15 protein-coding genes, 1 tRNA gene and 1 riboswitch are annotated in these 14,763 nt (G+C 54.5%); of the genes, 9 read left to right on the top strand and 7 right to left on the bottom strand.

What is annotated here, in order from left to right; translation table 11 throughout:
* Position 1: 1 nt before the first annotated feature.
* A tRNA-Thr gene (locus tag AC3WQH_RS18055) sits at positions 2-74 on the bottom strand.
* A 205-nt stretch (positions 75-279) separates the two neighbouring features.
* Complete coding sequence (locus AC3WQH_RS18050) at positions 280-1,149, bottom strand: YitT family protein (RefSeq protein WP_310670395.1); 870 nt, start codon at positions 1,147-1,149, stop codon at positions 280-282.
* A gap of 302 nt (positions 1,150-1,451) precedes the next feature.
* Here AC3WQH_RS18050 and AC3WQH_RS18045 point away from each other — a divergent pair, with 302 nt between their 5' ends.
* Positions 1,452-1,748 carry a transcriptional repressor gene (locus AC3WQH_RS18045; protein ID WP_005830373.1) on the top strand — a complete coding sequence of 99 codons (297 nt, stop codon included), beginning with the start codon at positions 1,452-1,454 and terminating at the stop codon, positions 1,746-1,748.
* A 193-nt stretch (positions 1,749-1,941) separates the two neighbouring features.
* On the opposite strand, the gene AC3WQH_RS18040 is transcribed toward AC3WQH_RS18045, so the two are convergent.
* Positions 1,942-2,742 carry a serine hydrolase gene (locus AC3WQH_RS18040; RefSeq protein WP_221843671.1) on the bottom strand — a complete coding sequence of 267 codons (801 nt, stop codon included), beginning with the start codon at positions 2,740-2,742 and terminating at the stop codon, positions 1,942-1,944.
* 177 nt (positions 2,743-2,919) lie between these two features.
* On the opposite strand from AC3WQH_RS18040, the gene AC3WQH_RS18035 reads away from it, so the two are divergent.
* Positions 2,920-4,032: a GerAB/ArcD/ProY family transporter gene (locus AC3WQH_RS18035; RefSeq protein WP_310670394.1), complete on the top strand. Its 1,113-nt coding sequence runs from the start codon at positions 2,920-2,922 to the stop codon at positions 4,030-4,032.
* 36 nt (positions 4,033-4,068) lie between these two features.
* On the opposite strand, the gene AC3WQH_RS18030 is transcribed toward AC3WQH_RS18035, so the two are convergent.
* Both AC3WQH_RS18030 and AC3WQH_RS18025 read right to left on the bottom strand, forming a co-directional pair.
* On the bottom strand, positions 4,069-4,764 hold the full coding sequence (locus AC3WQH_RS18030) for a copper homeostasis protein CutC (protein ID WP_007784340.1): 696 nt from the start codon (positions 4,762-4,764) through the stop codon (positions 4,069-4,071).
* A gap of 79 nt (positions 4,765-4,843) precedes the next feature.
* Complete coding sequence (locus tag AC3WQH_RS18025) at positions 4,844-5,851, bottom strand: asparaginase (RefSeq protein ID WP_492332192.1); 1,008 nt, start codon at positions 5,849-5,851, stop codon at positions 4,844-4,846.
* Between the two features lie 286 nt (positions 5,852-6,137).
* A riboswitch (PreQ1 riboswitch) is annotated at positions 6,138-6,181 on the top strand.
* 96 nt (positions 6,182-6,277) lie between these two features.
* Between AC3WQH_RS18025 and queC the strand changes: the two genes are divergently transcribed.
* The 7 genes from queC to AC3WQH_RS17990 all read left to right on the top strand — a co-directional run bounded on the left by queC (position 6,278) and on the right by AC3WQH_RS17990 (position 11,144).
* On the top strand, positions 6,278-6,946 hold the full coding sequence (gene queC, locus AC3WQH_RS18020) for a 7-cyano-7-deazaguanine synthase QueC (protein ID WP_005830383.1): 669 nt from the start codon (positions 6,278-6,280) through the stop codon (positions 6,944-6,946).
* Positions 6,946-7,434 carry a 6-carboxytetrahydropterin synthase QueD gene (gene queD, locus AC3WQH_RS18015; protein ID WP_026558180.1) on the top strand — a complete coding sequence of 163 codons (489 nt, stop codon included), beginning with the start codon at positions 6,946-6,948 and terminating at the stop codon, positions 7,432-7,434. The genes queC and queD overlap by 1 nt, the downstream gene beginning before the upstream one ends.
* A complete protein-coding gene (gene queE / locus AC3WQH_RS18010; protein ID WP_492332191.1) occupies positions 7,431-8,153 on the top strand; it encodes a 7-carboxy-7-deazaguanine synthase QueE in 723 nt (240 codons plus the stop codon). Before queD ends, queE begins: the two co-directional genes overlap by 4 nt.
* Positions 8,154-8,225: 72 nt before the next feature.
* Complete coding sequence (gene queF / locus AC3WQH_RS18005) at positions 8,226-8,720, top strand: preQ(1) synthase (RefSeq protein ID WP_290426331.1); 495 nt, start codon at positions 8,226-8,228, stop codon at positions 8,718-8,720.
* Positions 8,721-8,896: 176 nt separating this feature from the next.
* Positions 8,897-9,388 carry a DinB family protein gene (locus tag AC3WQH_RS18000; protein WP_327953792.1) on the top strand — a complete coding sequence of 164 codons (492 nt, stop codon included), beginning with the start codon at positions 8,897-8,899 and terminating at the stop codon, positions 9,386-9,388.
* Between the two features lie 350 nt (positions 9,389-9,738).
* Entirely contained in the window at positions 9,739-10,152 is a 414-nt protein-coding gene (locus AC3WQH_RS17995) for a DUF6173 family protein (protein WP_005830393.1), read from the top strand.
* Between the two features lie 221 nt (positions 10,153-10,373).
* Positions 10,374-11,144, top strand: coding sequence for an ANT(4')-I family aminoglycoside nucleotidyltransferase (locus AC3WQH_RS17990; RefSeq protein ID WP_005830394.1), 771 nt, complete (start codon positions 10,374-10,376; stop codon positions 11,142-11,144).
* Between the two features lie 230 nt (positions 11,145-11,374).
* Here the strand turns inward: AC3WQH_RS17990 and AC3WQH_RS17985 are convergent, their stop codons facing one another.
* Both AC3WQH_RS17985 and spoIIP read right to left on the bottom strand, forming a co-directional pair.
* Positions 11,375-12,253 carry a pentapeptide repeat-containing protein gene (locus AC3WQH_RS17985; protein ID WP_492332190.1) on the bottom strand — a complete coding sequence of 293 codons (879 nt, stop codon included), beginning with the start codon at positions 12,251-12,253 and terminating at the stop codon, positions 11,375-11,377.
* 362 nt (positions 12,254-12,615) lie between these two features.
* The gene (gene spoIIP / locus AC3WQH_RS17980; protein WP_026558176.1) at positions 12,616-14,364 is read right to left on the bottom strand and encodes a stage II sporulation protein P; all 1,749 of its coding nucleotides are present in this window, start codon (positions 14,362-14,364) and stop codon (positions 12,616-12,618) included.
* Between the last annotated feature and the right edge of the window lie 399 nt (positions 14,365-14,763).

Here is a 14,763-nt window from a genome sequence, read left to right as displayed (position 1 = left end):
GTGCCGGCGATAGGAATCGAACCCACAACCCCCTGATTACAAGTCAGGTGCTCTACCAATTGAGCTACACCGGCATATGCTTTTCATCTTTCGCCGCGAGCGTTTCGTGTGTGTCCCGCTCACGAGATTTAATATAGCATGTCTCTTTTTTAAATGCAATAGAAAACCTAAAACTTTTTCATCAGAATTTAAAAAAACAGTACCGTCGCTAGCAAAAAGAGCGGCGGATCTGACCCCACCGCTCTTCCTGCTTCCAGCCTGCCCAAGCAATCCGCGCGATCAGCCTACGCGAAATCCTTCGCCAAGCACCTCATTCGCCGGGCATAAAATGATAAACGCGTCAGGATCGACTGAACGCACCATAATTTTCAGCTTGCTGACTTCGCTCTGGCTAACCACGGCCATGAGCACCTTGCGCGCATCGCCGGTATATCCTCCCGAGCCATCCAGCAAGGTAACTCCCCTGTCCAGGTCATACAAAATCGTTTCGCGCAACGTATCTGTTTCGTTTGAGATGATATAAGCAACCTTCGAGGTATTCCACCCCATTTGAACAATATCAATCGTCTTGCTGGTGACAAATAACGCAATAAGTGCATACAAAGCTTTCTCCGGGTCAAACACAATCCCGGCAAACAAAATCACCAAGCCGTCAAACACCGCCACGCAGGCCCCTAAGCTGATCCCCGTAAACTTGTGCAAAATTTGCGAGGCAATCGCAAACCCTCCGGTCGAGCCTCTGCCCCGAAAAACGATGCCAATGCCGAGGCCCACTCCGATTCCTCCATAAATACTCGCGAGCAACGGATTGGTAGTCAGCGGCTGCAAATGACTCGTGAGCATCACGCAAAACGGCAACACGACCGATCCAACCGCCGCCTTCATGCTGTACTGCCGATCAAGCAACTTCAGTCCCAGGAGGAACAACGGAATATTGCACGCCCATTGAACAATCGCCGGGGAAAATCCAAACAGGTTGTGCAAGATTGTCGACAGCCCGGAAACGCCGCCGGAAGCAATCTGGTTCGGGTTGAGAAAAAGGTTAAAGCTGGTCGCAAGCACCAGTGAACCGAGGAGCAGCATACCATATTCCATCACTTTTCTCTGCGGGCTGTTCAACTGGATGGCTGTTCGTCTTTTTCGCGCCACATGGTTTCACTCCTGACTTTTTCACGTAAGCAAAATCCGCACATACACTACCATGTTTTGGTCGAAAAGAAAACCCCCATTTGCTGTCCTTTCTTATGTAAGATTTGCGGAATCTTGGCAAACATACACGCTACCAGCCTATGCTGCGCCAAGCCATTAACCGAACCTGCGTGGCTCTGAAACCGGAAACCTGGCACGAATCTGATAAATTCTTATCACATAAAAAAGAGGTTGACTCCCTGGAAAAACAAAACGATAATTATAATCAAGTAATAATAATTATCAAAAAGAGGTGACCTGTGATGGATGAACAAATTGCCAGTGTCACAAACCAGGTGAAGCATCTCGGAAAACGCCTGACCATTCAAAGACGCGCTGTCCTGCGCCATATGCTGACGTCTCATCACCGTCCCACTGCCAAGGACGTTTACCATGCCCTGAAAAAAGAAATGCCAAACATCACGCTCTCTACCGTCTATACCAGCTTGCGCCTGCTCGTGAAAATGGGCGTCGTCAAAGAGCACGTAAACGGCGATTCTCCCAACCGCTTCGAGCCGCTCCTGAACTTGGACCCAACAGAATTGAAGGAAGTCATGTAGAAAAATAGCGAGCGAGGCGACAGACGAGTGGTCAGTCTGTCGCCTCGCATTTTCTTTTCTATATTAAAGAAAGCCGGGTTACGATCAGCAAGCATTCACCGCGGGCCGGTCAACTTTTCGCTCAACAGGCCCAACCGCCCTTATGCTGGGCAGCAAAAGCGGACGACAAGCTGGCGGCCCCTGGCGCCAGCACTCAAGCCACGGCGAAGTCGTAGACCGCTCTGCCCAGCAAGCCCAGTGTATGCAACGCCGCTTCCGCCCTCACATCCTGGGACAAGGCGGCAATCGCAAACTGCCGTCCCTGCACGGACAAAATGCCAACGTCATGCTGTCTTCCCGTATCCCAGCCCGATTTGCACGCCAGCTCCCAGACCGCTTGTCCATCCTCCCCGCTGCGCGACGGAAGCTGCGACGGCAAGCCGTTGAGAACTTGCTGCTTCTGCATAATCGCGATCATATCGGCGCTTGCCCACCGCGAAAAACGGCCGCCGCACGCGATCTGCTCCAGCATCCGCGCCACATCGCCCGCGGTAATCATGTTGTTTTCCGTCACGTCCTGCGGGTATATCATCAGCTTGCGGGAATAGCGGCTGCGCTCCATCCCCAGCTCGCGCATGGTCCTGTCAATCTGTTCCTTTCCAACTAGATCAATCAGCATGTTCGTCGCCGTATTGTCGCTCTGAATAATCATCAAGGTCACAAGGTCGCGGATCGACAGCTTCAAGCCTGGCGAAAGCGCATATAAAAAGCCCGATCCTCCCACCAAATCCTCTTTGCGCAGCGCCAACTGTGCGTCGATGCGAGCCTTTCCCTGCTCACAGGCCGCATAGACGGCTGCCATAATCGGAACCTTGATGACGCTTTCGGCAATAAACAGCTCGTCCGGCCGATGCGCAAAATACGCGCCATTTTGCACAGCCAGCTCTTTTACCACGACGCCCCATGCCCCTTTCGCTTCCTGCAAGATCGCTGACAAGCTTTTCTCCAAATCCACCGCTCCTGATCCCTCCTGTAAAAGTCCGCCTCAACCGCCTGTCTATTATCATACAATTCAAAAAACGACTGTTACAAGTTTTGGATGACCATGACTACGACCGACCGCTGCAGGATGTTTTGGCTTTGCCGTCCTTTGGAAATAATAGGGGGATAAACGTACTGTAGGTGAAGCCACATGCAGAAGCCCGGAACGATCGGCATTCGTCAATTCACCATTCTCGTTACGCTGATTACGATTGGCGATTCCATCCTGATCCTGCCCGCAGCCGTAGCGAAAGAAGCCAAATACGACGGTTGGCTGTCTGGGATCATCGGCGTGCTGATAGGTCTGGCTATCGTCTACCTTTACTGCATCATCAGCCACCTCTACCGGGAGCATACGCTGATCGGGAAAAACATGCTCATTTTCGGCCGCTGGCTCGGCACCTGCCTGTCCATTTTGTTTCTGTTCACAGTGCTGATTAACGGCTCTGTCTACGTGCGGGCCATTGGCGATTTCATGACCTCGCAAATTTTAAAAGAAACGCCAAGCGTTGCCGTCATCTTTTTGCTCGTGGCGAGCGCCCTCTTTGGTGCGCGCCTTGGGTTGGAGACGTTCGCCCGCACCAGCGAAATTTTTTATGTCTGGTTCGTCTTTACCTTTCTCTCCTTTTTCTTCTTGCTGACGCCGCAGTTTTCCATCCATAACTTGCAGCCTGTTTTGGAAAACGGCATCGGCCCGGCCATTCGCGGCTCCTTTTCTGTGATCGCCTTTCCGTTTTCTGAACTCATCATTTTTTTAATGATTACCCCTTTTGTTGATCCGTCGCAAAAACTTACCCCTGCTTTCTTGCGCGGGGCGACGTACGGCGGCATCTGCCTCATCGCAATCATCATACTGACGCTGTTGGTGCTCGGGCCTTCGATGACGGCACAGGACAATTTTCCGAGCTACTCGCTTGCGAAACGGGTGCACGTCGGGGAGTTTTTTCAACGACAGGAGGCGATGATGGCGCTGATGTGGTTCGTTTCGATCTACTTCAAGGTAGTCACGTACATGTACGGCTTTTGCCTGGGAATTCAGCAGCTTTTGAAGCTGCGAGAGTACAAGCTTCTTACTTATCCGACCTGTCTGTTATTTGTCGTCGGCGCGATCATCCTTTTGCCGAACGAGACGTTTTTGCTGCAGGCTTATACGTTTTGGCCGCTCTTTGATTTCACCGTGGCGGTCTTGTACCCGCTGCTACTGGTCGCCTGCTATTACATACGGAAGCGAATCCAAAACGAGCCGACACCTCTGCAAAAGTGAGGGCGTCGGCTTGTGTCTTGGGACAGAGGCAGGGGCTTATTTTTCTGCAAGCTGGCAAGCGCGCTTGATCGCGGCGACCCGCTCGGCATCCACGTAGCGCAGAGCCTGTCCGTCTTCTCTGGCGGCAGTGCCGAAGTGCACCGCTTTCACGCCTGTTTGTCTGATGAGCTCGGGAGCGTTCGCTTCTGACAGTCCGCTTCCTGCCAAAATACCAAGCGGCGTCTGTGCTGTCATCCGAACCAGCTCGGCAATGCAACTTGCGCCTTCTATGGCCGTCCGTTTTCCGCCTGAAGTGAGAATCGTGCGCACCTGCGGGTATTGCAACAAAATGCGGGCCGCCTCCCGTTGATCTGCTGCTTCGTCAAAAGCCCGGTGAAAGGTCACGGCCAAGCCATCCGCTTCCGTAAGCAGCAGCTCCAGACCGTGCCGATCAAGCTGCTTTTCCGGCGTCAGCATGCCAAAAACAACGCCTGCCGCCCCAAGCCCGCGAATGACGCGCACGTCTTCCTTCATCACGCGCAGCTCGTCTGCGGTATAGCAAAAAGATTGACTGTGCGGCCGCACCATGACATAGACCGGGATGGACACCGCCTTGACCACCGCCTCAATCAAGCCCCAGCTCGGCGTGAGGCCGCCCTCCAAAATGCCGGAAATCAGCTCCAGCCGATCTGCGCCTCCTTGCTCTGCGCGTCTGGCATCCTCTACCGAAGTCGCAATTACTTCCACAAGCATGTCGCACTCTCCCTTCGTCCGCAAACATTTACGGACATTGTACGAAGTGTTTCCGCCCCGGCGCAAGCGCGGCGCGCGGTCACTGTTTTTCCAGTACAAAAACGGGCCGTTTCTCCCCGACGATCAATCGGTTGTCGTTGGCGATTTCCTTTGGCGACAGGGCGTGCAGTCTTGCGATCGTTTCTTTGTTGCTGTAAGCAATCTGTTCCAATATCCCGGCAATGACGAGCGGCCAGACTGCTTCAGAGCCGTCCAGCACCTTCAGCGAAAAGCTGATCCGCTCCTTTTTCAGCGCAAAGCCATATACGCCCATCGCTCCGCCTTTGGCAATGATGTTCGGATCGGTCAACAGCGCTGTACAAATGAAACGATGGCTGGCGATCATTTCCGGATGGGCCGTCATCCAGCCTGTAATTTTCTGAACAGCCTCCCGCGTCGGCTGGTCGGCGATCAGATCCGGGCAAGCGAGCTTCATGTACGCCACCGCCAAATGCTTGAGCGGCAAGGCGTAGACAGGAAAGCCGCAGCCATCGACGGCAAGGCGGATTTTCTCTTTCGGATAGTCCGCCAGGCTCGCAAAAGCGGCGAGCGCCTCCTGCTGGGCCGGATGCTCCTGCTTGTAGTAATCGTCGGTCGAAAAGCCGCGCTCTTTGGACAACGCCAAAAAACCCAGATGCTTTCCTGCGCAGTTGTGAAACAGCCTGCGCTTCGCTACGCCCCGGGACAAGCAGGCAAACTTCGGTTCTTCATTTAACGGGTACGTCGGGCACGTAAGCAGCTCGTCTTCCCGAATGCCTGTTTTGGACAAAATCGACTCCAAAGCTTCCAGATGATAGACCTCACCGCGGTGCGAAGCCGCAAACAGCGCCGCCTCCCGACTTGTCAGTCCGAATGTTTCGGCAATGTTTTGTCTGGCTACCGGAATCGCTTGAAACGGCTTGGCCGCCGAGCGCAATAAAGCGACGTGCTCCACATCTCCCGCCGCATAGATCACCTGTCCGTCTTCGCCCACCCCGCAGATTATGCCCGAATGAACGTTTTCCAAAATACCGCCGCGATACTCCTCCACTAATGGGACCTCTCGCATCTGAATCACCCGTTCCGCTCTAATCTTTTTGCTAATTATTCCATCGACAGGATAATATCGTGAATCACAATTGAAAAAACAGGAGTGAACCTGCGTAATTATAAATTCGAACCAGAGGATAAAGGGAAATTTTCTCCATTGGTGTTATTAAAAAAATACTAGCAGTACCACCATATTCCGTCAATCGTTTTTTCGCTCACCGTTTCCCATGACGAGCCGATCTGTAGTATAATGGCTCAGGGCGACAGCATGCCGCCCAACTGCATACGAAATCCGCGCGACTTGCGCGGGAGAGGTTCGCGAACTCCCTCTATAAAAAACTAAGGTGGACAACAGTACCGATCCCTTGGTATTGTTTTGTTTTTTTACAGGAGCAGGTTCAAGAACTCTCTTTCTTCCATGACTACGAATAAGGAGATGGAGAGCATGAAAAAGGAAAAAGCCGTCGTTGTGTTCAGCGGAGGTCAGGACAGCACTACATGCCTGTTCTGGGCCAAGCAGCAATTCGGCGAAGTAGAAACGATCACGTTTGACTACGGGCAACGGCACAAGCTGGAGATCGAATGCGCCCAGCAAATCGCCCGCGAGTTGGGCGTGGCCAACACCGTATTGGACATGAGCTTGTTGAACCAGCTCGCCCCCAATGCCCTAACCCGCACAGACATCGACATCACCCAGGAGGAAGGCCAGTTGCCTTCTACGTTTGTCGACGGGCGCAATTTGTTGTTCCTGTCGTTTGCCGGCGTGTTTGCCAAGCAAAAAGGAGCGCGGCATCTGGTCACGGGCGTTTGCGAAACGGATTTCAGCGGCTATCCCGACTGCCGCGACGCATTTATCAAATCGCTCAATGTGACGCTCAACCTGTCGATGGACTATCCGTTTGTGATCCATACGCCGCTCATGTGGCTCGACAAGGCACAAACGTGGAAGCTGGCCGATGAACTGGGTGCCTTCACCTATATTCGCGAGAAAACCCTCACCTGCTACAACGGCATCAAAGGCGACGGCTGCGGCGAATGCCCTGCCTGCCGCCTGCGCAAAGCCGGACTGGACGCGTATCTTTCCGAAAAAAATGAACAAGGAGCACACGCCTGATGAGCGCCAACTTTGACTTTCGCATCGTCGACCGCATGCAGGCACTGGGCACCCATATTCAAAAATCGCAACTGCGTTACCATAACAAACGCGTGCTGGTGAGCAAAGAGTTTACGTTTGACGCCGCGCACCATCTGCACGCCTACGAAGGCAAATGCAAAAACTTGCACGGCCACACGTACCACGTCGTGTTCGGGATCAGCGGCTACCCGGATGAAATCGGGCTCGTCATCGACTTTGGCGACATTAAGCAAATCTGGAAGGAGCATATCGAAATCTACCTCGACCACCGCTACCTGAACGAAATGCTGCCTCCGATGAATACGACCGCTGAAAACATGGTGGTCTGGCTGTTTGAACAAATGGAAGAGCAGCTCCAGTCTGACGCCTATCGCGACCGCTACCGCGGCGCTCGCGTCGAATTTGTCCGCCTGTTTGAAACGCCGACAAGCTATGCCGAGGCGAGACGGGAGTGGATGATGGAGTGAGCATTCCCGTTCTGGAAATTTTCGGCCCGACGATTCAGGGGGAAGGCATGGTCATCGGCCAAAAGACGATGTTCGTCCGCACGGCAGGCTGCGACTACCGTTGTAGCTGGTGCGACTCCGCCTTTACCTGGGACGGCTCGGCGCGGGATGAAATCAGGCAGATGACGCCGGAGCAAATTTGGGCGGAGCTGGAGCGTCTGGGGAAGAACCGTTTTTCCCACGTCACGATCTCCGGCGGCAACCCGGCGCTGCTCGCAGGCATGGGCGAGCTTGTCTCGTTTTTGAAGGAGCGCGGCATTCGCACGGCGCTGGAGACACAAGGCAGCCGCTGGCAGGAATGGCTGCCCCTGATCGACGACATCACCATTTCGCCGAAGCCGCCAAGCTCCGGCATGACCACCGACTACGCCGTGCTCGACCGCATCGTCCACGCTTTGCTTGAGCAAAAGCATCCGGGGCTGAGCCTGAAGGTCGTCGTGTTTGACGACGCCGACTTCGCCTATGCGCGCGACATTCATCGGCGGTATCCGGCGGTTCCTTTTTTCCTCCAGCCGGGAAATAGCGATCTCGTCAGCGCAGACACGCAGGAACTGAGAGAAAAGCTATTGGAAAGCTTTGAATGGCTGATCGACCAGGCGATGGCCGCCCCCGATTTGAACGACGCCAAGGTGCTCCCGCAGCTCCACGCGCTGGTCTGGGGAAACAAGCGCGGCGTGTAGAGGTGTACGTGCAAGCGTGTAGATGAAAGGACAAACCAGGAACAGATAAACAGAAACGAGGAGGAAACATCCATGAGCGAACAACAACGCGATCTGTCTTCCCTCACCCTTTTGGGCAACCAGGGAACGACTTACAGCTATTCCTACGATCCGAGCGTGCTGGAGTCTTTTGACAACAAGCACCCGTACCGCGATTACTTCGTCAAATTCAACTGTCCGGAATTCACCAGCCTGTGCCCGATTACCGGACAGCCGGATTTTGCCACCATCTACATCAGCTACATCCCGGACATCAAAATGGTCGAGAGCAAGTCGCTGAAGCTGTACCTGTTCAGCTTCCGCAACCACGGCGATTTCCACGAGGACTGCGTGAACATCATCATGAACGACCTGATTAAACTGATGGACCCGAAATATATCGAGGTCTGGGGCAAATTCACCCCGCGCGGTGGCATCTCGATCGACCCGTACTGCAACTACGGCCGTCCAGGGACGAAGTATGAGGCGATGGCGAGCTATCGGCTGATGAATCATGATATGTATCCGGAGAAGGTGGATAATCGGTAAAAGGTATGTAAGTACCTATGCGAAAACCCTTATTTTATAAGGGTTTTTTCTTGTTTGCAGATGTAGCGATTTTCTGAAGCAATCACTTTTGGAAGATTGACTATGGATGAAAGCCGGGAAGGTACTTGTTCTTTACCGAAGAATACTACTATCAATCATGGCCAGCCACATGCATGATGCAAAAGGGAGAGGATCGAATGGAAAAGTTGATCGAAGAGTACCGCCAAGGCTGTGAGCTGTTGCGAGAAGCCGTGGAAGGATTGTCTGAGGAAGAGCTGCGTTTCCAGCCTGCACCGGACAAATGGAGCATCCACCAGATTCTGATTCATGTAACAGATTCCGAGATTTTGTCTACGCATCGGCTGAGAAAAGTGTTGGCGGAGGAAGAACCGCTTCTGCTATCGTTTAATCAGGAAGCCTGGGTGGATCACCTTGGCTATGAGCGGTTGGACCGCGAGCAGCACATGCTCCTGTTCCAAATGCTGCGGGCCAGCATGCTGCCGCTTCTGGAAAATCTGACTTCCGCGCAGCTTGAGCGGGTCGGGCAATATCCCGATGGAGCGCGGTTCACGTTCAAAGAGCTGCTGGAATATCGCGTCCAGCATGTCCGCGACCACCTCGCCCAAATTGCGCGGGTAAAGCAGGCATTTCGCGAGGATAAGGTGTAACTGACGAAGCCAATCGTTGAATAAATGAACGAACACAAGCGGCATTCCAGGACGTCTTTCTCAATCCTGATTGCCGCTCTTTTTTGCTGTTTGCCCCAAAACAAGAACGTTCGTTTGTATTTTGTGCGAACGATCTGCCAACATGAAACGATATTTTTTGCTCCCCCTTACAAATCCTTCCAAGACAAGAGCGCAGGCGTTGTAATCTTTGTCTGCTTTGGTCCAAGTGCCAATCCCCTCCCCGGATTAATCCGCAGGAGGGGATTGGCACTTATGCCTCTTCCCGTACCCACTCCCCCTTTTTCAAATCTTTTTCATAGTTTATACTTATCTGAAAAGGGGGTATGGCCATGGCAGTCAACGAATACAGCTTACCAACATCCCCACAGGCAGTAAAACTGAAAGACAATGAGCTTCCGGTATTCGAAGTGCAGCCGGATCAAAACCTCGCGAGCGAGTTTCACAAGCGATTGATCCAGATGATTGCGGAATTTGAGCTTGCGCTGGATGAACAGCACGAGGTCGGGATGCGGCTAGTCTCGTTTGGACAAAACGTCACACTGCGCGTCGAAGGGATCGGCTACTACAATCCGAGCCTGATCCGCTTCTTCGGAACGACAGAGACCGGCGCGCCGGTGGAGCTGATCCAGCATGTTACGCAAATCAGCTTTTTGTTAATGGCCGTCAAAAAAGCCGATCCAGCTAATCCTCCCAAGCGAATTGGGTTCAAGGCCCCAGAAGAAGATGAAAAAGAAGACGTGTGACAGCGTCTTCTTTTTTTGTCTGAATCAAGGCCATATAAAACGGATGGTAAAGAAGCGGAAAACTCGCTAAACTGAAAGAAATGAGAAACCGAACCCCCAACACATTACGAGGAGGAGCCTATTCATGCATCCAAAACACGTCCCCCGTTAATCCCGTGGCCCTCCGTTCCTGTCCGTTTGACCACTCACCCACCAACCACTGCAAAGGGAGATGTGTACAAATGAACATGAATGGACCTGTAAACATAACGCGCAACGAGCGACTGCAAACGTGCCAGGAAATCGCCGCCAGGCTGCATGAGGTGTACGGCGCGAAAATTTTGGCGATCGGCGTCTACGGCTCGGTTGCCCGCGGGACAGACGGCCCTTTTTCCGATATCGAAATGTTTTGCGTGCTGGAGGAGTCGGACGAAGACGTCGATTTCAGCCATGAATGGTCAGCCGGGCCATGGAAGGCCGAAGTGAACGTGCTGAGCGCCAACGTGCTTTTGCACATGGCCGCCACGGTTGACGAAGGCTGGCCGCTGTCGCACGGCGCGTTTTTTGCTCCGCTCGCTCTGTACGATCCAAAGGACTTTTTTCCCGCGCTGAAAAAGGCGGCGCAATCGCCTACCCAGGAAGCGTTCACAGAGGCGATCAACGGCGTGCTCGTCGGGGAAATGTACGAGTTTATCGGCAAGCTGCGCAATGCCCACCTGAACGGCCCGCACACCTACTTGCCCTATCTAGCCATGCAGTTTGCCCAATACGGAGCGATGCTGCTCGGGCTGCACCATCGCACCTGCTATTCGACAGGCGCCCAGGTGTTGCCGGAGTCGCTCCTGCTGACGGACCGACCGGATGGCTACGAGCAAGTGGCAAAGCTGGTGATGTCGGGCGAGTTGGCTGATCCGGCAAAAATCGTCGCGGCGTGCGAGCAGTTTTGGAGCGGACTGCACGTCTGGGCAGCCAAGCACCATTATGTGATTCATACGAAGCGCATTCCTTTTTAATCCGATCGGAAAAAGACCTCTTTTGGCGAGAGGTCTGCCCTGTCGGCAAAAGCGCAAAAGCCCCGCTATCACGCGGGGTTTTTCGTTTCGTTTTCGCTGGCTGACGGATGTCAAGCGGACAAGCCCGGCGATTGCTAGGCCGACAAGCCCGACGACTGCGAGACCGACAAGCCCGGCGGCTACTAGGCCGACAAGCCCGGCCGCTATTAGACCGACAACCCCGGCCGCTGCTAGGCCGAAGAGCCAGCCCAATGCGGCGGGCGCGTAAACGACGGGGGTATTTTCGTGGAGGCGTCCCCCTTTGCCGCGTTGAGCTGTGCCTGAGTGAGAAACAGGCTGTCGGTCAAATCGGCCCCGCGCAGATCGGTATCGCGGAAGTCTGCGCCGATCAGGTCGGCCCACCTGAGGTTCGCTCCGCGCAGATCAGCCGCGATGAGATACGCTCCGCGCAAATTGGCTCCCCTGAGGTCGGCGCCTCTGAGCTTCGCCCCCATGAGATCAGCGCCCCGGCCAACATGGTTCGCTTTTCCCCGCCCCCCTTTTTGCTGGCGACAGGCTTCTGTCCGGACGAGCTCGCTCACCTGCCGCAGCAGTTCGCCCACTTTTGCCCGCTGAGCGGCAACATCCACTTGCAACAGCGCTTCCGGGGCCAGCTCCGTAAAGTTCTCCGTCTCGCGCAGGACGCGCTTGATCTTTGCGTGCAGCGGACGGGCTGGCTGCAAAGTCGACGCTTCGGTCAAATACCAGAGCAGCTCATGCAGTTGCCACATGAGCGGAAACACCTCGTACATTTGCTTGGCCAGCTCCGGCGCCTGCCGCCAGTCGCGTCCGGCGTACGTTTCCTGTGAAACCTTTTGCCCTGCGCCAAAGCAATCGTACACGGTACAGCCGCGAAAGCCGAGCTGGCGCAAGCTCTGGTGAACCGCGCAGCGAAAATCGTCCTGCAAGTTGCGACAGGGGGTGCCTTTGTCCTTGGTTGCGGCAAAGTCGGAGGAAGCGGCAAAAGGCAGCGCCACACAGCACAACCCGAAGCATTTTTCGCAGTCCCCGCGCAAGTCATGGCGCAACCTCCCCAGGCACGACTCGCCTTGTTCTTGATGAGCAGTCATGTATGCCCTCCTGACAAATTCTCTTTTTTCCTATTGGCGTAAAGGCGATGAGCACCCGATGAAGCCTGGCTGCTTGCCAAAGTCATTCCTGTTTCTTTTCGCACCGCGTGCAACTCCGAGCTCGCGGTGCGGCGGCATTGTCTCGCCCATGCACTGGTGTTCGCCTCAAAACAAGCCGTCCGCCAGCAGTACGAAAACTTGGATGCGCGCAAAACCAAGGTCCAAGCCAATTGGCAAAAGCCTCCACACCCTGGCGCACACGTCTTTGCTTTTCGCTTCGTTCATCGTCTCGCAATGCGCTTTCGCACGCAAAAGCCCGATCCGCTTTGCGCTGCGAGCGACACGGAACGGGCTGTCTGTCGTTACTTGAAGGCGATTTGCGATTCGAGCATGTGCTGCACGAACACCTCGGCAAAAGCCTCAGCCGTATTGTAGCATTCTTCCAGCGTATTGTTTGTTCCGCCAAATTCCAGCAGCAGGCTGCCCGAAGAAATCGACTGGTTGTACACGCCATTTCCTTCGTTTTTCCCTTTCAAAATGACGCCGCGCGACAAGCCGGGATAATATGCCTCGAGGCGCGCATGCAGGGCGTCGGCCAGCTTTTTGTTTTCCAGATAACCCGGGTTGGCTGTGCCGATCACGAACAAAATGCGCGAGTACGTCTTGCCGTTGATCGTGATTGCCACCTTGCTGCGCGGCTCGTCGCTGTCGCGGTGGATGTCGAAAATGTACTTCAGGTTCGGACTGGTCGTCGCCGCTGCCGCCACCGCCTTGTACGACTCAGTGTACGACATCGCATAGCTTTTCTTCTGCTCGGCCAGCTTCTGGGCGAAGTCATCCTGGTTGACCATCGCCGGGATGCCTTTTGCTTGCAAAATTTCCCCCAGCCGCTTGCCGACCAGCGTAATGTTGATTTCAGGGTCGTCGACGGAGCTGCCCTGGGTGTTGCGCGCGACGTTGCGCCACGACTCGCGGTTGTGCGTGTGGTAAATATAGACGGTTTCATTGCCGATCATGCCCTGGTTATAGCCGACGCCTGGTGTCCCTGCACCGACTGGCGACAGGTTGCCCGCCGCAGGGATGCGGTCGACGATCCAGCCTGCGATGTAGGCGAGCGAGTTGTCAGGCATGCGGATGACGTACCAGTCTCCCACGATTTGCACAATCGGGAAAGTCTGGCCCGGCTGCACGTTGCCCACCACAGGGTAGTTCGTGCCGGGACCGCTGCGCAGATTGGTATCGGCGTTTCTGACGCGAATCGACTCTTCTGCGGGAGCAGGTGCAGGCTGCACCGGATTCGCCGCGACGGGCGGTGTCGTCACCTGGCCTGTCTCATCCGGGACGATTGGCTTGAAAATATAGGCGTACGTGCCGTAGTAGTCAATCGTGTACCAGCCGTCCGCATAGCCGTAATGGGTAATCGTCGAGCCGCCATTGACCTGTCCGATCACAGTGCCCAAAAAGTCGGGAGCGGCGTACACCTCGTAGCTCTCGTTCAGTACGAGCGAGCCTGCGCCCAGCTCGATCGGCATTTCCGGCACGGTCGGAACGGGAGTCGGCTGCGGAACTGGCGCGGGGGCGGGAGTCGGTACTGGCGTTGGGGCTGGCGCAGGAGCTGGAGCTGGAGCGGGCTGTGGCGCCGTCGTTTCCACCAAAAAGCGTGCGTTGACCCAGCCGCTTGTTGTGTTGGACAGCTTGATCTGCGCCCACTCGCCTTGTTTTTTCACTTGCAGGAAAACTCCGTTCTTGTCGATGACTTGCAAGATTTGCGAAGTGGCATTTGGCTCTGCCCGCACGTTCAACATATCCACGTTGCTCTTGACGTATTTCAGTTGAGGAATCTCAAGCATTTTGACGTACTTGTTGTTGACCCAGCCTGTCTTGCCGTTGCTGAGCCTGACTTGCGTCCAATCTTTTTGTCCCTGCACGATCGGCAGCCGTGTCGCTTTCGAAATCGTGCCGACAATCTGGGAGGTTGTTCCGGGTGTACTGCGAATATTCAACTGATCGACTGTTACCTCGACATGTGTGGCTGCTTCCGCGAAGGAAGCCGGCAGCAGAAAAATCAGGCAGCAGGCAGCGATAACGCTGTTTTTTACGCGTGCAAGCAAGATTCTCTTTCCCCTTTTGTATAGAGATCGTCAGCAAGATTGGAAAATCCAGCCTATTCGTTAAAAATTCGCGACTCGCCAGCATTTTCCTTCATCTTCCGACATCTTTTCCTGTCAAAAAGGCACAGAATAAAAGCCGCTCGTCAGTGAGCACAAGGCTCCCTCGCGCTTCGCATAGCCAAAGCACTCGCGCCATTCCAACATTTTTGCACACAAAAAAACACCACAAGGGCGCGGCCTGTGGCGTTTTTTCTGCTGTCTCGCTCGAAAAAACCGATTATCTCACAGGGTCCCAGTCGCTATATCCGTTTTTGGACACACTTCTCCCTTGAGACTCCCACGGCTAAAGCCGCAAGCGCAGCAAGCATCTCGCGGATTTGCTCGGAACGGGGCGCCCGT

Source organism: Brevibacillus sp. FW301-21C12A (assembly GCF_058788915.1).
Note: the sequence above shows the minus strand (reverse complement) of the source record. Positions and strands in the feature narration are given on the sequence as shown.